The organism is Alkalilimnicola ehrlichii MLHE-1, assembly GCF_000014785.1.
GTDB classification, from domain to species: Bacteria; Pseudomonadota; Gammaproteobacteria; order Nitrococcales; family Halorhodospiraceae; genus Alkalilimnicola; species Alkalilimnicola ehrlichii.
On sequence record NC_008340.1, the window covers coordinates 2,010,619 to 2,033,565 of the forward strand.

The 22,947-nt window shown below is 65.7% G+C and carries 22 protein-coding genes; 9 read left to right on the forward strand and 13 right to left on the reverse strand.

Features of this window, described 5'->3' with window-relative positions; translation table 11 throughout:
- Positions 1 to 602: 602 nt before the first annotated feature.
- From MLG_RS08960 to MLG_RS08975, 4 genes are all read right to left on the reverse strand, one after another.
- Positions 603 to 1,394, reverse strand: coding sequence for a hypothetical protein (locus tag MLG_RS08960; protein ID WP_011629496.1), 792 nt, complete (start codon positions 1,392 to 1,394; stop codon positions 603 to 605).
- A gap of 35 nt (positions 1,395 to 1,429) precedes the next feature.
- Positions 1,430 to 1,939: a phage tail protein gene (locus MLG_RS08965; protein ID WP_011629497.1), complete on the reverse strand. Its 510-nt coding sequence runs from the start codon at positions 1,937 to 1,939 to the stop codon at positions 1,430 to 1,432.
- Positions 1,940 to 1,951: 12 nt separating this feature from the next.
- Complete coding sequence (locus MLG_RS08970) at positions 1,952 to 3,526, reverse strand: phage tail sheath family protein (RefSeq protein ID WP_011629498.1); 1,575 nt, start codon at positions 3,524 to 3,526, stop codon at positions 1,952 to 1,954.
- Between the two features lie 524 nt (positions 3,527 to 4,050).
- A complete protein-coding gene (locus MLG_RS08975) occupies positions 4,051 to 4,947 on the reverse strand; it encodes a prenyltransferase (protein WP_011629499.1) in 897 nt (298 codons plus the stop codon).
- 68 nt (positions 4,948 to 5,015) lie between these two features.
- Here MLG_RS08975 and MLG_RS08980 point away from each other — a divergent pair, with 68 nt between their 5' ends.
- Positions 5,016 to 5,771, forward strand: coding sequence for a TSUP family transporter (locus MLG_RS08980; RefSeq protein WP_011629500.1), 756 nt, complete (start codon positions 5,016 to 5,018; stop codon positions 5,769 to 5,771).
- Here MLG_RS08980 and MLG_RS08985 read toward each other — a convergent pair.
- Positions 5,768 to 6,898, reverse strand: coding sequence for a patatin-like phospholipase family protein (locus MLG_RS08985; protein ID WP_011629501.1), 1,131 nt, complete (start codon positions 6,896 to 6,898; stop codon positions 5,768 to 5,770). The two genes, MLG_RS08980 and MLG_RS08985, sit on opposite strands and share 4 nt — an antisense overlap.
- A gap of 36 nt (positions 6,899 to 6,934) precedes the next feature.
- Positions 6,935 to 7,747 carry a M15 family metallopeptidase gene (locus MLG_RS08990; RefSeq protein ID WP_011629502.1) on the reverse strand — a complete coding sequence of 271 codons (813 nt, stop codon included), beginning with the start codon at positions 7,745 to 7,747 and terminating at the stop codon, positions 6,935 to 6,937.
- A gap of 189 nt (positions 7,748 to 7,936) precedes the next feature.
- On the opposite strand from MLG_RS08990, the gene MLG_RS08995 reads away from it, so the two are divergent.
- Positions 7,937 to 9,718, forward strand: a complete 1,782-nt coding sequence (locus MLG_RS08995; protein WP_011629503.1) for an esterase/lipase family protein — start codon at positions 7,937 to 7,939, stop codon at positions 9,716 to 9,718.
- A gap of 14 nt (positions 9,719 to 9,732) precedes the next feature.
- Here the strand turns inward: MLG_RS08995 and rnk are convergent, their stop codons facing one another.
- From rnk to MLG_RS09010, 3 genes are all read right to left on the reverse strand, one after another.
- Complete coding sequence (gene rnk / locus MLG_RS09000) at positions 9,733 to 10,146, reverse strand: nucleoside diphosphate kinase regulator (protein ID WP_011629504.1); 414 nt, start codon at positions 10,144 to 10,146, stop codon at positions 9,733 to 9,735.
- A 158-nt stretch (positions 10,147 to 10,304) separates the two neighbouring features.
- A complete protein-coding gene (locus tag MLG_RS09005) occupies positions 10,305 to 10,859 on the reverse strand; it encodes a hypothetical protein (RefSeq protein WP_011629505.1) in 555 nt (184 codons plus the stop codon).
- A 101-nt stretch (positions 10,860 to 10,960) separates the two neighbouring features.
- A complete protein-coding gene (locus MLG_RS09010; protein ID WP_156774663.1) occupies positions 10,961 to 11,602 on the reverse strand; it encodes a hypothetical protein in 642 nt (213 codons plus the stop codon).
- A gap of 241 nt (positions 11,603 to 11,843) precedes the next feature.
- Here MLG_RS09010 and MLG_RS09015 point away from each other — a divergent pair, with 241 nt between their 5' ends.
- Positions 11,844 to 12,719, forward strand: a complete 876-nt coding sequence (locus MLG_RS09015; protein WP_011629507.1) for a DUF547 domain-containing protein — start codon at positions 11,844 to 11,846, stop codon at positions 12,717 to 12,719.
- A 72-nt stretch (positions 12,720 to 12,791) separates the two neighbouring features.
- Here MLG_RS09015 and MLG_RS09020 read toward each other — a convergent pair whose 3' ends face one another.
- Both MLG_RS09020 and MLG_RS09025 read right to left on the reverse strand, forming a co-directional pair.
- The gene (locus MLG_RS09020) at positions 12,792 to 14,237 is read right to left on the reverse strand and encodes a GntP family permease (RefSeq protein WP_011629508.1); all 1,446 of its coding nucleotides are present in this window, start codon (positions 14,235 to 14,237) and stop codon (positions 12,792 to 12,794) included.
- A gap of 4 nt (positions 14,238 to 14,241) precedes the next feature.
- Positions 14,242 to 15,324 carry a patatin-like phospholipase family protein gene (locus MLG_RS09025; protein ID WP_011629509.1) on the reverse strand — a complete coding sequence of 361 codons (1,083 nt, stop codon included), beginning with the start codon at positions 15,322 to 15,324 and terminating at the stop codon, positions 14,242 to 14,244.
- A 259-nt stretch (positions 15,325 to 15,583) separates the two neighbouring features.
- On the opposite strand from MLG_RS09025, the gene MLG_RS09030 reads away from it, so the two are divergent.
- Positions 15,584 to 15,793, forward strand: a complete 210-nt coding sequence (locus MLG_RS09030; RefSeq protein WP_011629510.1) for a DUF3185 family protein — start codon at positions 15,584 to 15,586, stop codon at positions 15,791 to 15,793.
- Between the two features lie 23 nt (positions 15,794 to 15,816).
- Here MLG_RS09030 and MLG_RS09035 read toward each other — a convergent pair whose 3' ends face one another.
- Positions 15,817 to 17,085: a valine--pyruvate transaminase gene (locus tag MLG_RS09035; protein ID WP_232209314.1), complete on the reverse strand. Its 1,269-nt coding sequence runs from the start codon at positions 17,083 to 17,085 to the stop codon at positions 15,817 to 15,819.
- A gap of 200 nt (positions 17,086 to 17,285) precedes the next feature.
- Here MLG_RS09035 and MLG_RS09040 point away from each other — a divergent pair, with 200 nt between their 5' ends.
- From MLG_RS09040 to MLG_RS09050, 3 genes are all read left to right on the forward strand, one after another.
- The gene (locus MLG_RS09040; protein ID WP_011629512.1) at positions 17,286 to 19,043 is read left to right on the forward strand and encodes a chloride channel protein; all 1,758 of its coding nucleotides are present in this window, start codon (positions 17,286 to 17,288) and stop codon (positions 19,041 to 19,043) included.
- The gene (locus tag MLG_RS09045; RefSeq protein ID WP_011629513.1) at positions 19,030 to 20,163 is read left to right on the forward strand and encodes an extracellular solute-binding protein; all 1,134 of its coding nucleotides are present in this window, start codon (positions 19,030 to 19,032) and stop codon (positions 20,161 to 20,163) included. The genes MLG_RS09040 and MLG_RS09045 overlap by 14 nt, the downstream gene beginning before the upstream one ends.
- 157 nt (positions 20,164 to 20,320) lie before the next feature.
- Positions 20,321 to 21,370, forward strand: coding sequence for a fatty acid desaturase (locus MLG_RS09050; protein ID WP_011629514.1), 1,050 nt, complete (start codon positions 20,321 to 20,323; stop codon positions 21,368 to 21,370).
- 87 nt (positions 21,371 to 21,457) lie between these two features.
- Here the strand turns inward: MLG_RS09050 and MLG_RS09055 are convergent, their stop codons facing one another.
- A complete protein-coding gene (locus tag MLG_RS09055; protein WP_232209240.1) occupies positions 21,458 to 22,138 on the reverse strand; it encodes a GNAT family N-acetyltransferase in 681 nt (226 codons plus the stop codon).
- A 95-nt stretch (positions 22,139 to 22,233) separates the two neighbouring features.
- Here MLG_RS09055 and MLG_RS15575 point away from each other — a divergent pair, with 95 nt between their 5' ends.
- Together MLG_RS15575 and MLG_RS15580 are read left to right on the forward strand one after the other, a co-directional pair.
- Positions 22,234 to 22,575: an ArsR/SmtB family transcription factor gene (locus tag MLG_RS15575; protein ID WP_011629516.1), complete on the forward strand. Its 342-nt coding sequence runs from the start codon at positions 22,234 to 22,236 to the stop codon at positions 22,573 to 22,575.
- A gap of 13 nt (positions 22,576 to 22,588) precedes the next feature.
- Positions 22,589 to 22,936, forward strand: coding sequence for a hypothetical protein (locus MLG_RS15580; RefSeq protein ID WP_011629517.1), 348 nt, complete (start codon positions 22,589 to 22,591; stop codon positions 22,934 to 22,936).
- The last annotated feature ends 11 nt before the right edge of the window (positions 22,937 to 22,947 follow it).

The following is a 22,947-nucleotide window of genomic DNA, read 5'->3' on the forward strand; positions in this document are numbered from 1 at the left end:
TGCTCACACTGGCGTTTGAGTCAGCTGTCTCCAGTCGTCTTGCGGTTGAAGGACTTTCCTTTTCATTGCCGGTTTCCGTGACTTCAGCCTTCACGCTCAGTCTTTCCTTTTCCAAAGTCGTCGAAGCACTGTGTACGTCTACGGACCGTGCGTTGTCGTCAACCGTTGCAGACCGATCAACAGATCCTCTTTCACCTGCGATCCCATTGCGGTCACGCACGGCAGTCGCCGGTTTGTTCATCGACCCAGTCTTTCCATTTACCGTAGTTCGACGTTCAACATACTGCTCCCCGGCGACGGGGGGCCCGGCCTCTGCCCTGTGACGGGCGCCGGGCAAAGGGAGAGCGGTATTGCCGGAGGGTGCTCTCCCGGCCGGCTTACCGCGCTCCGACACCTGGGGAGGTCGCCCCTCCCCGGCCTTCTGAAACCGGTACACGGTTGCTGCACCGTCCTCGTCCTCCTCCGGCGGTGGGGCCGGACTCTCGTCCGGCTCCGCCTCCCCGGCGGGGCTGCGCCAGAGGGTGGTCCCCCCCGGGCGAAGGGGACGGCGCGCGTCCCGCAGAACATCGTGTAAAAAGCGCATGCGGCCTCCTTGCGATGGCCTATTGCGTCATCCCCCTGGCGCGGTCGATCAGCCTGAGATAGGCCTCGCGCCGTTCCCGCGGAAGGTCCAGGATCTCCCGCTCGCTCCAGTGATAATGCGTGGCCAGATTGTGCACCTGCGCCAGCAGGCTGTCCGGGGCGCGCCCCAACAGGCTGTAGGGGTTAAGCACCACGCGGTTGTCGTGTTCGCAGTGCGGGCACGGCGCCTGCGCCTGGCTGACCACCCCGGGCGAGACGGCGTCCATGGCCCGGTCGACGGCCTCGTGCCCCGCCTCACCCAACTCGGCCACGTCGGCCCCACTGGGGGCGAGCAGGCAGCGCTGCAACAGGGCCTCCACATCACCGGCCTCGGCCAACGACTCCTGGTCAGCGCCGTTGGGCAGGCGAAAGCGCCAGTTCCGGCCCTGCCAGTCCACCGCCACCTCCGGAAAGGTCGGCCCCGCCGGATCGGTGGGCAGGCAGGCCAGGTCGAGCTGAAAGTCGAAGGCCTCGCCACAGCCGGCACAGCGGGCCGACATCCAGGCGTGGCGCTCACCAAAGTGCACCGCCAGCGCACGCATGAGGTGCTGGCGGTCGGCCACGCACAGGCGGCGCACCCGCTCGGTGCTCGCCGGCCCGCCGGCCAGCGCCTCCAGCGCGGTGGCCAACACCGCGGTCACCGCCGCGGGGGTGGAAGGCGCGGTCCGGGCCGCTTCGAGCAATGCCATCTCCAGCGCCCCGTCCACCGGCTTGAAGCGGAAGTCCCGTCGCCGCTCGCCCGCCTCCAACAGTCCTCCCGGCAGCCGTTCCATAGCTCAACGCCTCCACCCGTTATCGGGTTGCGAAATCAGGTCTCTGCAGGCTCCGGGACCGACGTGTCGCGCTGCCAGCCTTCGTGCTGCAGCGTGATGGTCTGGATGCCCACGGCGTTCATGGTGCCGGCGTCCAGCTCCGGTAAGGCCTGGAACTCGGAGACCCAGGCCCGGAACACCTTGTAGGAGATGGCTACCTGACCCTGCAGATTGAGCACGTTGATGATGATGTCCTTGCGGAAATTCCGCAGCGACATGCCGCCATCACCCTCGATGTTGTTCACCAGGTTGGCCCAGTTCTCGAACACCGGGTCGTGGGTCAGGCCCTGCTCCAGGGTCACCGCCTCGTAGCTGGTGCCGCCCGGAAGCTGGCGCTCGTGGGAAGGGTCACCCGCGGTGCGCCAGGCCACCGACTCGGTGGATTTTTTCAGTGCGCTCATCTTCTTAAGCCCGGCGACGGGCTGGCCGTCGATCAGGATCTGGAACTTGAACGTGCGGTACGGATCGTGACGGTGGGTGTTCACCGGAAAAAGCGGGGCTGCCATGAGTATGCTCCCTTACTGTTGGCCGACTTTCTGCTGAATGCGCACGATGACGAACTCCGCCGGCTTGAGCGGCGCAAAGCCCACCTCGACGATCACCTGGCCGCGATCAATATCGCCCTGGCGCATGGTCTGCCCGAGACCGCAGCGCACAAAGTAGGCATCACTGGCCTTCTCACCCTGGAAGGCCCCCGAGCGGTGGAGCCCGCCCAGGAAGGATTCGATATTCGTGCGTAGGGCCGACCACAGGCGGTGGTCGTTCGGCTCGAAGACCGCCCAATGGATGCCGTGAAAGATGCTCTCCTCGATGAAAATGGCGGTGCGCCGCACCGGGATGTAGCGCCACTCCGGGTTGGCGCGGGTGGCCCGCGTGCGCGAGCCCCAAATCACCGATCCGTAGTTGGGCAACTGGCGCAGGGCGTTGACACCCAACGGGTTGAGGTACTGCTGCTCGGCGTCCTCGACCGTGTAGAGCAGCTTTCTGATGCCCAGAAGGTTCGTCTCAACCCCCGCCGGGGCCTTCCACACCCCCCGACGGCCGTCCGTTCGTGCCCACTGCCCTGCGGCAAAGCCGCCCGCCGGCGCCAGCACCATCCGTTCCGCGCCCGGGTTGGTGTCGGGGTTGTAGTGCGGGTTGCTGACCAGCGCCCAGGGGTAATAGGTGGCCGCGTACGTCGAGGTGGTCAGCGCCAGGTCGGTCACGTCCTTTTCTTTTTCCAGCTCCTGGCCGGGAGGCAGATCGAAGATGACCATGCGGTTTTTCATGGTCTCGCAATGACTGATGGCGCTTTCAATGATCCCCTGCCCTGCGCCTCCCCAGGTCTGATCGGGCAGCAGAATGATGTTGATATCCCGGTATTTCAGAAGCTTCGAAAAGATACCGGTGTATTCATTGGCGCCACCGGGTGTCCCGTCCTCGCCGCCGGTCATCTCCACGCTGACACCGTCCGTTCCGGCAGCGTTAATGACCGCGACCGCATCGGCGATATCGTCCTCGTCGCTGACCCTTAGCAGCTCCGAGCCCTCCTTCAGGACGGTGGTGAGATAATCGTTATCCCCCTTCTCCAGCGAGACGTCGGTGAAAGTCTCGTCGGCGACGAAGTCATCGCCATCCCCGCGGCCGATCTCCACGGTGAAACGGGAATCGCTGGCGTCCGGCTTGGCTGTGAGGCGGACCCGCAGCCGGTTGCCCCAGGTTCCGGGATTGACCGCCTCGAACCCAATCAGGTCGGTGCCGGAGTCCTCCAGTGCACCGTCGGCCACCTTTGTGTCACTGGCGGTGCGGATGATGTAGGCCTTGCCCCCGCCATTCTGAAAATAGGCGAACACCGACAGGCCGAGGGTGTCGATCTCCTGGCCGAGCCTGGCATTCTTCATCGAATCAATACCGCTAACCGAGTCCTCTACCTCGCGGATGCCCCCGAAGATGTTCTCGTAGTCTTCCCAACTGGTGATGAAGGTCGGTTCGTCGACCGGCCCCCGGGTGGTGTAGCCGATGAAAGCGGCGGTGGACGTCCCTGCCGCGTCAATAGGCCTGGAACCACTGGGTATTTCCTCGATATAGACCCCAGGGTGTAAATAGGAAGCCATAATACCTTCTCCTTTCGCCGTTTCCCCGACACGTGCCCGGTGCCGCCCTCGGACCCATGGGGACTTATTATTAATGCGCCTTTTCTTGCTTCGAGTCTAGGACAGCTATCGCCGCCGTCAACGAATGCATTTTCATTATTTTTAAAGGGTTATAAGGGGCGGTAGAGCGCAAACGCCCATGGGGGCGGTTTCCTTACTAAAGGCAGATAAATAGCTATTACCTATCGATCATTGAATACGAATAGAATTAAGAAAACACAGAGAAGTTCCGCCCGCCGTCAGTGAAGAACGTCGCCTCCAATCATTACAGGCCACCCTCCCCCGTCATCGCCAGGGCCGAAGGCCCGTGGCGATCCAGGGCGGTAGACTGCCACGTCGGCTTCGCCTCCTCGCAGTGACGGTGGGGGGTGGCCTTTCTCGCAGTGACGGTGGGGGGTGGCCTTTCCCGCAGTGACGGTGGGGGTGGCCTTTCCCGCAGTGATGGTGGGGGTGGCCCTTCGCGCAGTGATGGTGGGGGCGGGCGATCAGACCAGCAGCAACCCCAGCGCCAGCAGCAGTAAGGTGGTGAGCACCACAGCCACATTCACCCCCAACCAGGGCGTCAGCGCTTGCGGGCGACGCGCCAGGCGCATGACCCGCGCCGCCACCAGTCCGGCGACGGGCATGGGCAGCAGGGCCAACAGCAACCCCGCTGACAACCCGCCCACCCCCACGGCAGCCACAGGCGCGACGTAGGCGCCGCCCACCAGCACCGCGAACACCCGGGCGGCCCGCGGGCGACCCAGCCGGATCGGCAGGTGGCCGCGCTGGACCGCCCGGTCCGCCTCCACGTCCGGGAACTGGTTGATCAGCAGCAGCGCGCTGACCAGACACAGCGGTGTCAGGGCCACCCAAAACAGTTCAGGGTTGAAACGGGCGGTGAGCACATAGTGGGTGCCGATCTGGATCAGGGCGAAGCCAAGGCCGGGGGCGATCAGACACAGCAGTGCGGAGCGGGTGATCAGTGGCGTATAGGCGACCATCAGGACCACACCCAGCAGGCCGACGAGCAACAGGCCGGGCCCCGCCTGTAACGTCAAATAAACGCCGAGGGCGATGCTCAGGCCCACCCCGGCCAGCGCCGCCATCAACACCGCTGGCGCGGCGGCCGGCTGGGCCGGCAGCGCGCCGCTGCCCCCGCTGAAGGGGGTGCGGGTGGTCCGCAGATCCAGCCCGGAGCGGAAATCATGGTACTCATTCAGCAGGTTGGTGGCGCCATGCGCGAGCAAGGCGCCCAGCACCACCAGGGTGGCAAGCCGCGGGTCCGGAGTGACGCCGACCTCCACGGCCGTAGCGATGCCCAGCAGCACGCACAGGGGGGATAACAGCAGAAACGGGGGCCGCATCGCCCGCACCACCCCCTTCAACACACCGGATGCCATTCCCTTCCCACTCCTTACACCCTGCTCTCCATAGCCTGGCCATGGCGCCTCCGTGCATACTGTCACGAATGATTGAGTCCTGGATACCCGCCACGCTCTCGCCCGCGATTGCCGGTGGCCTCATTCTCGCCGCCGCCCTCACCTCGATGATCACGGCCGCACTGGGGGCGGGTGGTGGGGTCGTGCTGTTGGCGCTGCTGGCGCTCACGCTCCCGGCGGGGGCGATCATCCCCGTTCACGGCCTGGTGCAACTGGGCTCCAACGCCGGCCGTGCACTCATGATGTGGCGCCATATCGACCTGCGCACCATCGCCGCTTTCGCGCCCGGGGTGGTGCTGGGCGCCTGGCTCGCCAGCCGGCTGCTGGTGGGCCTGCCGCTGGCCACCATCCAGATCGCCATCGCCGGCTTCATCCTGCTGTTGGTCTGGGGGCCGCCGGTGCCCCGGCGCGCGCTTGGCGCCACCGGCACCTTCCTGGCCTCCACCGCCACCAGTTTCCTCTCGCTGTTCGTCGGTGCTACCGGCCCGCTGGTGGCCGCCTTCATCAAACAGCAGCAGGCCAGCCACCGGCTCACCACCGTCGCCACCTTCGCTGCTGCCATGACGCTCCAACATGCGCCCAAGGCGGTGGTCTTCGGCTTCGCCGGCTTTGCCTTCCGGGACTGGATTGGCCTGATCGGGGTGATGATCATCGCCGGCGCCATCGGCACCTGGGTGGGCATCCACCTGCTGCGCCGCTTCAGCGACCAGCGCTTCCACCGGGTGTTCCAGGTCCTGCTCACCCTGCTGGCCCTGCGCCTGGCCTGGCAGGCGCTTTGGGGTTAGGCCGCCTCAGGGCTGTCCTGGATCAACGCCAGCAATTCCCCGCGCACGGCCATGGCGTCCTGGTAGCCCAGGTCGATGAGCTCGCGGCAGTATTCCGCTTCGAACAGCAGGTAGCTGGGCAGCCGGCCCGGGCCCCAGGCGCCGACGCCGCGGAACAGGGCCCGCACGCTGGGCGGCACCCGGTGCATGTGGCGCGAGCCGATCTCCCGCAGGTCGGTGCTGGGCTGGATCTCCAGCCAACGGATGGGCTTCAGGCCCACGGCCGCCCGGTGTTCCGGCGCGACCTGGCGCAGCGTCCGGTTGATGCGTTCCAGCCGTTCCAGGTCGGTCTGCAGGTGGTCCATAAAGATGATATCCAGCAGGGCGCCGCCGATATCCCCCATGGAGGGATAGGGCACATCGGCGGGCGGCTCCGGATCGGGGTGGGCATCCCGGGTGCCGATAATCAACAGCCGGTCCGCGCCCAGGCGGATAGCGGGGCTGAGCGGCGTCGTCTGACGCAGGCCACCGTCGCCGAAGTATTCGTGACCCACGCGCCGGGCGGGGAAGATGAAGGGCAGTGCGCTTGAGGCCAGCAGGTGCTGCACGCCGAGTCGCACTGGCCGACCCACCCGCTTGCCCTTCAGCCAGCCCTCCACATCCGGTGCGGCCTGAAAGAACGTCACCGCCCGTCCGGAGGTATAGCCCGCCCCGGTCACCCCCACAGCACGCAGCGCGCCGCGGTGGATGGCCATACGGATGCCGTCCAGCGGCAGGTTGCGGCGCAGCAGTTCGGCCAGGGGTTCGTTGTCGAGCAGTGAACGCGGGTTGTGACCGCCCAGCCCCCCCAGCGCCATGGCCGCCATCCAGTGCAGCCCGGTAGTGAGGTTGTGCCGCCAGCCGGTGCGGTAGATGTGCTGGCAGCGGAAGTTGGCCCAGACGGCCTCCATATTCGCCACGCCGCGTTGGAAATGGGTGGCATAACAGGCCAGCACTGCGGCGTTGATCGCGCCCGCCGAGGTGCCGATGATGACTGGAAAGGGATTGCCGCGGTCCCTGGGCGTGAGCGCCGCCACGGCCTTCAGCACGCCCACCTGATAGGCGCCGCGCGCGCCGCCCCCGGGCAACACCAGTCCACATCCCGCCATCGGCTTCCCGCCTGTTGCTTGCCGCGGCGGCTCTGATCAGGGCTTGGCCGCCTGCACGTGCATCCAGTCGAAGTTCCGGGCGCGACCGAGGCTCACCCAGCCCTCCTCCTCCCAGAACCGCCACCAGGGGTCGTATTCGGGGCGTGCCAGGCGGGCGCGGTCGCGGCCCCAGCGCAACTTATTCTGATCCGGATCCCAGTCGATGGCCACCCCCCAGGCGTGGGTGGACCAGCTACTGCCGCCGCGCTTGCGCCGGCAGTTGTAGCAGCCACCGTAACGGTTCAGGCGCAGCTCACGCAGGCGCTCCTCGCCATAGTGCGCGTACACCCGCTCCAGCACCCGGCGCAGGCTTTCGGCCACCCGCTCATGGCAACCGATATGATCGCAGGTGGTACGCAGGTCCCAGGCCAGTGAGAGGGTCCACGGGCAGGGTACGCGCACGAGGTTCGCCTCGCAGGGGCTGCCGAAGGCCTCGATGAGCGCGGCCTCGCGCGGCCAGCCGTTGGGATTGACGTCGACCACCGGCTCGTCGCGCCAGGCGGGTGGCGGTTCCCCCGTCTCGAACAGCGTGGCGAGCGAGTCGGCGGCAAAGTCCGTCTGCGGGCCCCATAGGCCGTCCACCGGCCCGGCTTCGATGTCGCGGTCCAGGGCACCCCGCTGGAGGCAGGCCACGGCACGCCGCCGCGCGGACCAGCCCTCGACAGCGTCGGGAAAACCATCCCGACGGGCCTCGATCATGCCGTTCACCGCCTTATTGGTGAGCGGTCCGCGCAGGCCATCGATCTTGCCGCTGTAGGTTCCCGCATCGCGCAGGATGCGCTGCAGGCTTTTGACCGCTGTCTTGTTCACGGGTACTGCTCCCTGCCACAGCCTGATTGGAGCTGAGGCCCCGCCATAATGGGCCCCACCTGCCTGAAAGCTTAGCCCTTTACTCAAGTGCTGCAGTGCACGCGGGCGTCTTGCTCGTCTGCCTGGCGGTGAGTTACGCCGTGGCGGTGATCTATATTGGCTTCAAGGCGTGGCCAATGGAGAAAAGCCATGGAATCTGAGTCGCAACCAGGCAGCAGCCGCCAAGATGGCGAACACTCGCGTAGCACCCTCGTCGTTCTTCTGCACGCGTTCGGCAAGACCCCCGCGTCGCTGGACGATCTGGTGGAACTCCTTCAGCGGCAACCGCAATACCGTGATGCCGAATTCTTCGTGCCACCGCTTCCGTTGGGGTACGCTTCCCTGTCCGACCCAGTGGCTATAGCGAACGAAATCGTGACCGGCATAGACCGACAGTGGGTCGCCTCCAACGGCGAGATCGAGCGCATCGTTTTGATCGGGCACAGCTACGGTGCTCTTCTCGCACGGAAGGTCTATGTCGTAGCTTGCGGCGAAACGCCGAAGGCCCCATTCGACCCGACAATAATGCATAGGACCGGCCGACCTTGGGCGGCGAAGGTTGAGCGGCTCGTGCTATTGGCTGGTATGAACCGCGGATGGCGCATCTCCCACCACCTCTCGTTGTTCAAAGCCATCTACTGGACCATCGGCACCTGGGTAGGTGCCCTACTGTGGCTTATCAAGCGCAGGCCGCCAGCTATCTTTTGCATCCGGCGGGGCGCCTCTTTCATCACGCAACTACGAGTGCAATGGCTGTGGATGCGCCGTTTTGCACGAGAGCGCGGTTATGGAGATGCACTCACGATCCAACTCTTGGGGTCTATCGATGACATAGTCGCCCCGGAAGACAACGTTGATCTGGTATCGGGCCGGGATTTCGTCTACCTCGACGTGCCCCACTCCGGCCATGGCAACGTAATTAGGGTGGCAGACCCGGAACCACTAGCGACACCCACGGCAGCCGGCGCATGCACCCGGGGACAGGCGCGGGCCAGTCAGATCCTGAAGGCGCTTCTGGCACCCGTTGAGGCGCTCAAAGCCGAGTCGGTTCTGCCCCATGACCATGCCCCCGCCGACAGCGACGAAACGGTGCGGGACGTGGTGTTTGTAATCCACGGCATACGCGACCGCGGTTACTGGACCCACAAGATTGCGCGCCGGGTGCAGTCTTTGGCCCAACAGCGTGGTGGGGCCGGATTGCGAATCGCCACCGCCACCTCAAGCTACGGCTATTTCCCCATGCTCCCTTTCCTGATGCTGCATAAACGCAGGGAGAAAGTGGAGTGGCTAATGGACCAGTACACCGAGGCACTGGCCCGTTGGCCGAATGCCCGATTCTCCTTTATCGGGCATAGCAACGGCACCTATCTTCTGGCGCGAGCACTCCGCGATTATCCCTCATGCCGTTTCCACAATGTGGTATTCGCCGGCAGCGTGGTGCCCACCCATTACCCATGGGGTGAGGCCATTGAACGGGGGCAGGTCCAACGGGTTCTAAACTATGTAGCCACAAGCGATTGGGTGGTCGCCATCTTCCCGAAAGCGTTGGAGATGGTGGAGTGGCAGGACTTGGGAAGCGCCGGGCATGACGGCTTTCGGGAGCCGAGAACGCCCGCGGTGGCCCAGGTCCACTATGTGCGCGGGGCCCACAGCGCCGCGCTAAGCGAGGATAACTGGGATGCGCTGGCGAGTTTCATCCTGGACGGAAAGCCGCTCCCACCGCCGGAGGCCTTGCAGGCAAAGAAGCAATCATTGGTGGTCGGCCTCGCCGGCTCCGTAGCGCCGTTGGTCTGCTTGGCCCTGATAGGTCTCGCCCTGTTGGCTGGTATCGGCATCTGGCAGTGGGAGCCGGACTACCCCCCGGTCAATATCAGCACCCTGGCCACCCTCGCCTTCGTGGCAGCGATCTGGCACGTCGTGACCCGCCTATGAGTGCATCCAAGCCGTTACCGGTGGTACTCGCCAGAGCGCTCCGGTTGGTACAGGATCTCCTCAATGCGGACCCGCAGCACACCGCCGCCCGGCTTCGGCCACTCGATCTCGTCGCCCTGGGAGAGTCCCAGCAGCGCACTGCCCACCGGGGCCAGCACCGAGATCTTGCCGCTGGTGGCATCCATATCCTTGGGATAGACCAGCGTCAGGGTAAACTCTTCGGAGGAAGAGGCCACGCGGAAGCGCACCGTGGAGTTCATGGACACCACGGTGGGCGGGATATCCTCTGGCTCCACGATTTCCGCCCGTTCCAGCTCCGCCTTGAGTTCAGCCTTGCTTGGAACGCCGCCCGCCGGCAGCGAGTCCAGCAAATCGTAAAGCCGGTCCGCATCCAAAGTGGAAATGACAATATTCGGTCTTTCGCTCATTAAATCGTTCCCACATAAAAAATGGGCCCCCACGCGGCGGGGTAGACCACCCTGCCGTATAGGGGCCGCATCGTTGTCTGATCGGTAACAGTAATACCGAAGACTGCCACGTTGCCCGCGCGGAGACAAGCGGGGGAACGGGCCGCTCCCCGGACCAATCAGCGTTCGAAAAACGCCCTCAGTGATTCCTCACGCGCACGAACGGCCTGCAGATCCTGTTCGGGCACCTCGGGCACCGCGTCGGCCATGATCTGCTTTTGCTGCTCCAACGCCTCCCGCATCTGCGCCTTCTGCTCCTCAGTGAGGTGCGGACTCTCCTCCAGGTCCCGCAGCGCCTGCTGCCGTTCCCGTTCCATCTCCGGTGCCATCCGCTCCATCTCCAGGGCATAAAAGGCGTTGAATATGCGGTTGCTGGTCCGCGCCCACGCCTGGGCATCCTCGAAGCCGTGGCGCTGCATGAGCTCCTGCACCGCCGCGTGCTGCCTGGCCGCTTCCGCCATCACGCGGCCGAACTCCCCCGGCGCCATATCGCCGGGATCGTCCATCGCCCGCAACTCCCGCTCTAGATCGTCGGCCTCTTCCTCCGCCCATTCGTCCAGCGCCTGCAGGGCGTTCAACCAGCGATCGACGGTCGCCCCGTCCAGGGCATGGGCCGGGGCAGCGACCAGCAGCGCCAGCACCCACAGGACCAGCATCCCTTTACGAATGTGCATCAATTGTCCCCCTCCCTGATTCTCCCGCTCCGGGCCTGCCCCATGTTGGCAGATGACCGCCATTTTCTCCAATCGCCTGCACCGCCGCCCAATAGCCCTGGCTAGCGTTCGACCACCGACCAGCCGTCGTCCTGCCTCACGAAGGTGATCTCCTCGGTGAAGGGCTGCCCCTGTTCATGATGCGCGACCAGTTCGTCCAGACGGGGGCTGCCCACCGACCGCGCCCAGTGCTCGCGTGAGGCCTGGAGCAGCGTCTCGAAGTGCGGGCTGTCGGCAAAGCCCGCCAGCTCGGTCCGGGACTCGGCGACGGCGGTGATCACCTTGCGCCCCTGGAGCTCGAAAGGCGATGAGATGTCGTGCAGGCGCACCACTTCCAGCGCAACGAAACACAGGCCAATGCCCTCTCGGTGGTAACGCTCGCCGGTGTCGGTCAGGTGGTAGCGGATCTCGCCATTGCGCCGCTCCTCCAGCACACCCAGCCCAAGCAACGCATCGAAGATCGGGGCCACCTCGTTGCTGCCCAAACCGCTCGGGCGCTCGATGGGAAAGCGGTTCACCCACTGGAGGTAGACCTGGTCGAAACACCCCCTGGGGCGTTCCGCGTAGCCCGTCCTGACCGCCTCCTCCAATGCCTGCCGGTCGGGAGTGCCATTGCCACCACAACCACTCAGGCCCACTATAACGGCCAGGAACGCCGCGCCCACCGCAACACCGTACGCCACCTTCGGTACTGTCTTGCTCATCATCGATACACCCACTATCGGGACCTGCCCCATCACTCCCGGCGACACCGGCCTGCGGGCCAGGGTCTACCCGCCAAAGATAGCCCCTCTGCGCTGGTACGGGGAAACACGTAAGTAGTTACGCGAATGGTGGGCTGACGGCAGGTTACTCACACTGACCCAGGTGGCCATACGGCCACGTTCCGCCCTCAGGCCCGCGTAAGCGCAAGGCCCGCCGCTTGTTGTGATGGGAGACCAACCGATGTCCTGGCCGCTTTACATGCCCACCGCCGCCCTCACCTTCGCCGTTGCCGTAGGGGCATCCGCCGCCAGCCCCACCCTGGGCGCGGAACCGGGGCGCCAGACCCTCGACGAGACTTTCGCGCCCTATGCCGAGTTGCTGGACCGCCATCTCCTTGAAAAGGCGTTGCCCAACGGCGGGCTCGTTTCGGCATTCGATTACCAGGCGGCCCTGGACCACCCGGAAACCGAGGCCCTGCTCCAGGAGCAGGACCAACTGCTGGCACTGTTCGACCGTGCCAGCCTGGATGAACGGCAGCGGGCGGTGGCCTTCTGGCTGAATACCTACAACTACTTCATGCTCGCCCATATCCTCAGCAACCCCCGCAATGGCGAGCTGGTGGGCAGCGTCCGCGACTACGGCCATCTGTTTAATCCCTACCGGGTATTCAGCCAAAACCACTTCGACATCGGTGGTCGCAAATTCAGCCTCTCGGAGATCGAAAACGAGATCCTGCTGGGCGACGACTACCGCGCCCTGGGCTGGAAGGACGCCCGGGTGCACTTCGCCGTGAACTGTGCCTCGGTCGGTTGCCCGCCGCTGCGCACCGAGCTTTACCGCCCCGACAACGTGGACGCCCTGCTGGCGGAGAACACCCGCCGTGCCCTGCGCACCCCGCGGCATTTCGAGCTGCGTGGCGACACACTCTATCTCACCGAGTTATTCGACTGGTACGAGGAGCACTTTGTCGCCGAACAGGGCTCGGTGAAGGCATGGCTGCGCGCTCACGGCGAAGATGCGGTCGTTGAGGCCGTAGACCGGGCACGCCGTATCCGCCACACCGCTTACGATTGGCAGCTGAACCGGCCCGAAAACTTCCCCGAGTTCAGCGACTGACCAGACCCGCAGCCTCAATGAGCGCAGTACCCCCATCCATCCTGATCGGCGTAACTGGCCCCTAACCCCGGATCAGAAACTCCCGAACAGGGTGCCCAGGGTGATCAGGACCACGAGCGAGGCGAAGGGCACCACCATGGCGGTCATGGCCAGGTCGAAATAGGCCTGGCGGTGGGTCAGGCGGGTAATGGCCAGCAGGGTGATCACCGCCCCGTTGTGGGGCAACGTATCCAGCCCGCCGGTGGCGACCGCGGTCACCCGGTGCAGCAGTTCCGGGTTGATGCCATGCACCTGCGCCATCTCCAGGTAGGTCTCGCCCAGTGTGGACAGGGCGATACTCATGCCGCCGGAGGCGGAGCCGGTCATGCCGGCCAGCACGTTGACGGCGATGGCCAGCGAGATCAACGGGTTGTCCCCACCCACCCCGACCACCGTGTCGCGAATGAGCAGGAAGGCACCGAGGGATGCGATGACCGCGCCGAAGCCCACCAGGCTCGCGGTGTTGAAGATGGGCAGCAGGGAGGCATTGGCCCCGTTGTCGACGGATTGCTTGAGCCCGGTCAGGCGGCGCCAGTTGGTGGCGATCAGCACCAGCAGCGACAACACCAGCGCGGCGATCACCGACCAGATACCGCGCACCTGATCGATCGCGGTTTCCCCGTAGATCGGCAGGGCGAGGTAGTCGGTGTCCATGCGCGGGATGATCAGGAAGGTGAACACCAGGTTTATAGCGATCACCAACACCAGAGGGAGCACGGCGATCAGGATGGGCGGCGGCCCGACCGGTTGCTGCTCGACCGGAAGCTCCATGAGGTCGAAGCCCTCGCCTGCCGCCCGTTCGCGCAATTCTTTGTCGGGCGTGAAATCCGCGTCGTCATGGTCCCCGTAGCCTTCCTTCGCGAGCTTCCGGGCACGGTACTGGAGCCAGAGCATCCCCAGCGAGAACATCACCACCGCGGTGATCACCCCGAGCCCGGGGGCGGCGAAGGGCGAGGTGCCGAAGTACGGCATCGGGATGGCGTTCTGTATGGCTGGCGTGCCCGGCAAGGCGGTCATGGTGAAGGTGAACGCCCCCAGGGCGATGGTGGCTGGAATCAGCCGCTTGGGGATATCGGCCTGCCGGAACAGCGCCGCCGCAATGGGGAAGACGGCAAAGGCCACCACGAACAGCGAGACACCGCCGTAGGTCATCACGGCACAGGAGAGCACCACGGCCAGAATGGCGCGGTTGCTGCCGAGCCGCTCGATGATGGCGTTGGCGAGCACCTCCGCGCTGCCCGAGTCCTCCATCAGCTTCCCGAACACCGCGCCGAGCAGGAATACCGGGAAGTAGAGGGCGATGAAGTCGGCGGTACTGCCCATGAAGATCTGCGTGTAACTCGCCAGCACCCGGCCCTCGAGGCTGGCCACCACCGCAAAGGTGGCCAGCGCCGGTGCCAGGATCAGCAGGCTGATCCCGCGATAGGCGAGATAGATCAACAGCCCCAGCGTGATCAGGATGACGACTATGCCCAGCACGGCCTTACTCCCCTTTCCCGGTGGTGGCGTCCGATCCGGGGATTTGGGGCGGCTGGAAGCTGTCCTCGAACAGGCTGCTCAGGTCGAAGGTCGAGCGAACACCCAGGTCATCGAAGTGGTGTGCCAGGAAACGGTCCGCCCACGCCCAGCCGCGCGCCTTGAGGTGCAGAAGGTACTCCCACTCCGCGTTCATCTTGCTGGAGGCATCCAGGTCCTTGAGCTCCTCGTGGGCGTGGATCAGGTGCACGTAGATATCGCGGTAGCGTTCCGATTCCAGCTTCTCGGCCTCGATAAGCTGGTGCAGCAGCGCGATGGAGCGCAGCTCCTTGATCAGACTGGCGTTGAAGGTGATCTCGTTGACGCGGTTGATGATCTCGCGGCCCGTACGCGGCAGCGCCTCGCGCCGTAACGGGTTGATCTGCACCACGATCAGGTCGCGCGTGGCCTTGTCCTCCACCAGGGGATAGAGGGCCGGGTTGCCGATATAGCCCCCGTCCCAGTACGCCTCGCCGTCGATCTCCACGGCCTGAAAGGCAAACGGCAGGCAGGCGGAAGCCATGACCGAGTCCACGGAGATCTCCGGCTGGGTGAAGGTGCGGCCGCGCCCGGTCCGCACATTGGTGGCGGTGACAAACACCTTCAGGTCCGCGCAATGGTTGACCCGGGAAAAATCCACCGTTTCGGCCACCAGGTCGCGCAGGGGATTGATGTTGAGGGGGTTGAGTTCGTAGGGCGAGAACTGCCGGGTCAGGTGCTCGAAGAACAGGTAGCCGGGCGAATTGTCCAGGCTGTAATTGCTGGTCATGCGGTCCCACAGGCTGCGCTGAACCGGAGAGAACCGTGCCGAATCACTGACCTGTTTCCAGAAGGCCTCCAGGGCCTTGCGTGCGCCTTCCCGGCCGTCGCGGTCCAGACCGTCCGCCATCACCACGGCATTCATGGCACCGGCACTGGTGCCGCTGACGCTGGAGATGCGAATACGCAAATCCTCCAGCAGCCGGTCCAGTACCCCCCAGGTCAAGGCGCCGTGGGCACCGCCTCCCTGCAATGCGAGGTCTACGATCTTGCATGGTTCGCCTTGTGACATGGCGCTGCCTCGGTGGATAGGCGCATGGAACTGCCATGCTGCATGCACTCTAGACCATGCACCGGGCCTTGGCCTGCCTCACCCACGCGGCCGCCCGCGCTGAAAGCGCCTGGCGGCCGCGCCCTGTGCGGTCTCAGGAGAGGACTACACTCGTAGGCGAAGGGTGCACTCCCGTGGGAATGATCGGGCGCAGCGACCCGGAAGCAATCGGTGACAAGACCGGGGGGGCAACTCCTTCGGTGTTCATGGGAGAAGCGTTATGAGCCCCATTCGCATTCTTGGTATTGCCCTACTGGCCGGCGGCATCATTGCCCTGTATCTCGGCTGGCAAGCCTCACAGGGCCTGATGGAGCAGGCGCATGAGGCCTTTACCGGCCGCTTTACCGACGAGACCATGTGGTACTTCATCGGCGGAGGTGCGGCGACGGTAGCGGGACTGGCCCTGGTACTGTTCGGTGGTCGCCAGTAGCGGCCAGCCTCCGCCCTGCTCGATCATCGGACGCCCGCGTCCGAATAGCACTGCCGGACTTCCTCGGCGATCACCCGCAACCCCTCCGCCACCGCCTCGTCATCCTGCGAATAGGTCACCCGCAGGCACTCGTGGCGATGCGGCCAGTCTTCGTCGTCCGGCAGCCCCGGGAAGAAGTAATGCCCCGAAACCACCAAGACACCCTTGCCCTTAAGGCGTTGGTAAAGCTCGTGGCTGGTGATGGGCAGACCCGGGAACCAGAGCCAGAGGAACATGGCCCCTTCCGGTTGATGGACAGACCAGGGACAGGCCTCGCCGAAGGCTTCGTGAAGCACGGCCACCGCCTTGCGCATCTTGGCCTCGTACCAGGGCCGGACCTGGTCGCGACTCAACGACAGGATCTCGCCGGAGCGCACCAGGCCCTCGGTGAGTTGGGGACCGAAGCTGCCGGTCGCCAGGTTGAGGATGGCATTGGTGCCACTCAGGGCGCGGATCACCTCGGGCGCGGCGATGACAATCCCAGTACGCACGGCCGGCAGCCCCAGCTTTGACAGGCTGAGGCAAAGGATCACCTGCTCGTCCCAGAAGGGCCGGGCCCGGGTATAGATCAGCTCGGGAAAGGGACTGCCGTAGGCGCCGTCGACGATCAGCGGGATATCCCACGCCCTGGCCAGTCCGTGAAGCCGGCCGATCTCCTCGTCGGTCAGCACGTTGCCGGTGGGATTGGTCGGCCGGGACACGCAAAGCGCCCCCACCTGCTCATCCAGCGCCAGTTCTTCGAAATCCAGCCGGTACTTGAAGGTGTGCGCGTCCAGCATGTCGATCCGGGGGCGCACGCTGCGGAAGGTATCCGGACCCAGCCCCGCATCGGCATAACCCAGGTATTCCGGTGCCATGGGCAGCAGGATCTGGCGCCGGCTGCCGTCCGGCATCTCGCCGGCAAAGAAGTTGAACAGCATGAAGAAGGCCGCCTGGCTGCCGTTGGTCAGGGCGATATTCTCTTCGCTCAGGCCCCAGCCGTAGGTTTCATTCAGGAGATCCTTCAGCGCACGGATGAACCGCGCCTCGCCCTGGGGTGCATCGTAAACACCGATCAGGCGGGCCACCGCCTCCGGATCATGGGCCAGTTTCTGGAGTTCTTCACCCAGGCGTTCCTGAACCGGCGGAAAGTGCCCCGGGTTGCCCCCACCCATCATGATCATGGGCTGATCCCCGGCCATGGCCTTGCCCAAATCATCCATCAGGCTGTTGATGCCGGCCTGTTGGGAGAATTTTTCGGCAAAAGCGGTCATCTTCACTCTTCCGGCCCTCCGGTTCGGCCTGCCGCTGCGGCAGCATATTCATCGTGATGGCCGGAAGCGTGGAGCAGGTGGCGGGCAATCGCAAGTGACCGGAACGTGGTCGGTTTGCAAAACCGGGAGGGCTGGCCCGGCACCCGGGCGTCGACCGGCGACAGTGGACCGGACAGCCGGGGGCGCCTAAACCTTGGAATATGAATCCCGATCATGCACTCACCGAGCGAGGCCCGTTGGCGGTGGTCCGGTTCCTGGGCCTGGTGCTGCTGGGTGCCCTGATCGGCGGCGTTGCCGCGCTCGCCGCGGTGGGCTTCGTCACAGCGGTGCTGTGGCTCAATGAGATCCTGTTGATCTCACCGCGCAGCCGCATGATGTTCGACCATCCCGCCGCCCTGATCGCCGCCACCCTGGCCGTGCCGACCCTGGGCGGGCTGTTGGTGGGCCTGCTTCACCGAGCCATTCCCGAAAAGCGGCCCCATACCCCGGCCGACGTCATCGCCGCAGTACAGACCCGACGCGGACGCCTGCCGGCCCGGGCCGGCGGCCTCTCGGCGCTGACCGCCATGATCTCGCTGGGCGCCGGCGCCTCGGTGGGCCAGTACGGCCCCCTGGTCCACATGGGCGCGACCCTGGGCTCGCTGGGCTCCCGGCTGCTGCGCCTGGGACGCTCGGAAGACAACATCACCATCGCCTGCGGCGTGGCGGCGGCCATCTCCGCCGCCTTCAATGCGCCGCTGGCGGGCATCGTCTTCGCCCATGAGGTGGTACTGCGCCATTACGCCCTGCGCGCTTTCGCCCCGGTAGCCGCAGCGGCCATCGTCGGCTATGTGGTGGCCACCACGGTGCTGGATCAGGGCGCCCTGTTCCATGTCGCCGAGACGGTCGTGCCGCGCGCCTGGGAATTCATGCTCTTCGTCGTCATCGGCGGGCTCGGCGCCCTGGTCGCCGGGGCCTACATGCACGCCATCCTCGGCGTCGGAAGGCTGGCCACCAAACTGCCCCTTCCGGCGACCCTGCGCCCCGCGCTGGCCGGCGCCCTCCTGGGGCTGACCGCCCTCTGGGTGCCGGACATCCTCGGCATGGGCCAGGAGACGCTTCGCTTCGCCACCATCGCCGGTGCCTTCGGTGGCGGCGAGCTGCTGCTGATCCTGCTCCTCAAGCTGGCGGCCACCGCCCTCTGCCTGGGGATGGGCTTCAGCGGTGGGGTCTTCAGCCCCGCCCTGGTGATCGGGACCCTGTTCGGGGCCCTGTGCGGCACCCTCGTCGGCCAGGTCGCAGGCGCTCCCCCGGAGACCTTCGTCTTCTATGCCGTCTGCGGCATGGTGGCGGTCACCGCGCCGGTGATCGGCGCGCCGCTGACCACCCTGCTGATCGTCTTCGAGCTGACCGGCAGCTACGCCCTCACCACCGCCGCCCTGGCCAGCGTGACGCTGGCCAGCCCCATCGCGGCCCAGCTATTCGGCCGCTCGCTGTTCGATATCCAGCTTGACCGGCGCGGCCTCGACCTCTCCGCCGGCCGCGGCCGGGCCGTCCTGCAGGCTACGTCGGTGGCCTCGCAGGTGACGCAGGATTGCGTGACCCTGCCTCCGGAAACACCCGTGAGCGAGGCGATCGGCGCCCTGGGCCGCGCGCGCCACGCCGAGGCCTACCTGGTCGATGCACGGGGACGCTACCGCGGCTGCGTTCTCCTTCACGATCTCGAGGCCGCCCAGCAGGCCGACGGCGGGCGCCGACCGGCCGCAGATGTCATCGACGCCAAGCGCCCGGTGCTGCGCCCCGGCAGCTCGCTATGGGAGGCCATGGCACGGCTCGAGGAGGTCTCCGGCGAGGCGCTCGCCGTGGTCGACGATCATCGGGACAATGCGTTCATGGGGGTGGTCTACGAGGCCGGCATCGCCCGTGCCCATCGCGTTCAGAGCGACACCCTGCGACGGGAGGAACATGGCAACGGTTAGACGACGGATCCTGGCCCTTGCCCTGGTGCTGCTGCTCTGCGCACCGGCCCCGGCCACGACGGCGGACGACGCCCTGGTCGTGCTGAGCTGGGGCGGCGCCTACGAGCGTGCCCAGCGCGAGGCGCTGTTCGAGCCCTTCACCGCCCGGACCGGCATCCCGGTGGAGGTGCAGCGCTACGACGGGGGCCTGGAGGCACTGCGCCGGGCCGTGGCCGACGGCGAGGTGCCCTGGGACCTTATCGACATGACCCGCAGTGACGCCATGGCCGCCTGCGAGGAGGGCCTCCTTGCGCCGCTGCCGCCCGACCTGGCGGCGCCAGCACCGGACGGCACACCGCCAGCCCGCGATTTCCTGCCGGACGCCATCGGCCGCTGCGCCCTCACCCATACGGTGTTCGCAACCGTGGTAGCCTACCGGCCCGAAGCCTTCCCCGGCCGGCGCCCCACCGCCATCGCCGATCTCTTCGACCAGCAACGCTTCCCCGGCCCCCGTGCCCTGCAGCGCACCCCGGCGGTCAACCTGGAGTGGGCATTACGCTCCTACGGGGTGCCCCGGGAAGAGCTCTATCGACTGCTCAGCACCCCTCGCGGCCTGCGCCTGGCCCTGGGTCGGCTCGCAGAGCTCGAGGCGATCCACTGGTGGGAGGCCGGGGACACCCCGGCGCGGCTGCTCGTCGAGGGCCGGGTGGTGATGGCGTCGGGCTACAACGGCCGCTTCTTCGACGCCATGCTCCGGGATGATGCCCCCATCGAGATCCTCTGGGACGGCCAGGTCCAGGAGCACGAGGCCTGGGCGGTTCCCCGCGGCGCCGCCCGCCCCGAGGCCGCCCGGGATCTCATCCGCTTCGCCACCACCACCGAGCGCCTCGCCGAACTCGCCCGGCGCATTCCCTACGGGCCCGCGCGTGACTCGGCCGCCCTCCAGGTCACCACCCACCCGGACACCGGCCTGGATATGCGTCTGCACATCCCCACCCATCCGCTGAATGCCGCAGGCGCCATCGTCAAAGACGAAGACTGGTACGCCCACACCCAATCGCGACTGGACGACTACTTCGAGGCCTGGCTGGCTACCGACGGCTGCCGGATCTCCCTGAATGAGCCGTGCCCGTCGCCGTGAATGTGGTCTGGCTGCGGGGCTGCTTGACCCAATACACCTCCGGGCGCGCCCTCTCCGCCCGATCACCGCGTGTTCCCTTCCGCACAGACAACACCCCTTTATGGGCCTAGCCTGAACCTATGCTTGCATGTGCCTTAGAAAGACAGAGGTTAGCTGGATGAGTTCGCAAGACGCATCGAACATCGGTGCCGTAGACAACCCGCGAGCGCTGCGGCGCTCACTGAGCCACTACCGTGAGCCCAGAGTCGCGCGAAGTGTTGTGGAAATCCTGATCACGGTTATTCCCTTCGTGTTGCTGTGGGGGGTGGCATGGAGCGCCCAGAACGCCGGCTACTGGATCGGCCTGATCGCCGTCGTGCCGGCAGCCGGGTTTCTCGTCCGTTTATTCATGATCCAGCACGATTGCAGCCACGGGTCGTTTTTCCGCTCCCGGCGCGCCAATAACTGGGTCGGGCGGGTCATCGGGGTGCTGACCCTCACGCCTTTCGATCTATGGCGCCACAGCCACGCCACCCATCACGCCACCTCCGGAAACCTGGACCGGCCGAATATCGGCGGCATCGAGACGCTGACCGTGCGTGAGTACCAGGCCCTCCCGCGGCTGCACAGGCTGCGCTATCGCCTGTACCGTCATCCACTGGTCCTGTTCGGTATCGGCCCTGTGTACCTCTTTCTGCTGGCCAACCGCCTGCCGTTCGGTTTCATGCGGTCGGGGTGGATGCCCTGGGTGAGCACCATGGGCACCAATGCGGCCATCGCCCTCGTTGTGGCCGGCATGATCTGGCTGGTTGGCCTGGGCCCCTTTCTGCTCGTGCAGTTGCCCATCACGCTGCTGGGCGCTGTGATCGGTGTCTGGCTGTTCTACGTCCAGCACCAGTTCGAAGACACCTACTGGCGGCACCAGGAGGAGTGGAGCTTCGATGAGGCCGCCGTTCACGGCAGTTCCCACTACGTATTGCCGGGCATCCTGCGCTGGTTCAGCGCCAATATCGGCGTCCACCATGTCCACCACTTGTGCTCCCGCATTCCATCCTACCGGCTGCCCGAAGTGCTGCGGGATCATCCCGAGCTTCGGGACGTGGGCCGGATCACACTGCGGCAAAGCCTGGCGTCCGTACCGCTCGCACTGTGGGATGAGGACAAACAGCGCCTGGTGTCCTTCAAAGAGGCGCGGGCCGGTTCGGAGCCGCAAAGCGCGTATCAATGACCGACAGCCCCCGGGAAACGCTGCCACCCCCAGCGCCAGCCATCCATGCAGCGCCGGCGGAAAAGCCGGTCCCAGTGGACGCCGCTATCAGGTATCGGGGCTGATTTCCTTCGTCATCAAGACCCAATCCCCGGTGTGGGCACACCGGGGAAACGGCACGATCTGGCGTCGGGCGATGGCCTGGTAACCGAGTTTCTCGTAAAGCCGTCGCGCCCGGGCATTCTCCTCCGCCACGATCAGGCTAAGCACCCCGGCACCCGACGCCGCGGCGAGGTGCTCGGCCCAGTCCATGAGCCTCCGCCCTACCCCTTGGCCGCGATAGGCCGTGTCCGTGGCCACGGCGTTGATGTACCACGACCCGGGAACAAGCGCTTCCAACTCGATGAGCGGCCGGACCACAACGGGGATCTCGTCCAACGGGCCGGCTTCATAGGGATCAGGCAGCCGATAGCCGAGCAGCATCCCGGCCATGGCGCCATCATATTCCGCAACATAGGTGTTGGTATAACTGAACCCGCCTTCCGTTCTGGCCACCCTCCGGGCACCAAACGCCAAGGCATCTTCGCCCGGCCCCGCCATGCGCCCCCAGAGATAGGCAGGTATGCCCTCACCCGCCAAGTTCATGAGCTCGGCCAGCTTCGGGGCGTCTTCTGCCTTGGCGTTACGAACGCTCAGGTCCATAGCTTCCTCGACAACCACCGCACAAAAGAGCCGACCTTTGGCGAAGATCGAACCATCCGCACTGCGGTACCCAGCATCATCGGCCAAGGCTGCGCTTCCCGCAATGCGGGCGCACCGTGCGCCTGGCACACAGGGCAACTCTGAGCCATACTACGACAATACATGGATTATCGGAGCACCAGTTGGACCATTGTGACCACCACACCGCCCGTCTCCCGGAGCTCCCCTCGCCCGAGGCCCTGAACCAAGCAGCAGAGATGTTCCGGGCCATGGGCGACCCGGAGCGGCTGCGCCTGCTCACGATGCTGCAGGGCGGGGAGCGCTGTGTGGGGGAACTGGTGGGAGAGAACGACAAGCTGAGTACCGTTTCGGCGCGTCTGCAGAGCCTGCACCGCGCCCGTCTGTTACACCGGCGCCGGGAGGCCCGGCACATTTTTTACCGGCTTGCCGACGAGCATGTCGCAGAGCTGTTGAACAATGCACTGGAACACGCATCGGAGCGCAACCCGTCCCCTACTCCTTAGGGAGGAAACCCTGATGAGCTGCCAAAAACACCCGAACCACGATCATGACCACGGCCCCGGCTGCGGCCACACCGCTGTGGAACACGACGGTCACGTGGATTACCTGCACGATGGCCACCTGCACCATCCGCACGGCGATCATGTCGACGAACATGTGATCGAGGTCAGCGACACCAATCCGGACCGCTGCACCCCTGATCACCGCTGTGATGGCCACGAACCCGGTCACGTCCATGGCCCCGGCTGCGGTCACGAGCCCGTTCCGCACGGTGATCACATCGACTACCTGGTGGACGGGCACCTGCACCACCCGCATGGCGACCACTGCGACGACCACGGGCCGCTCAAGGTGTTGACCTAGTCGGATTGTGC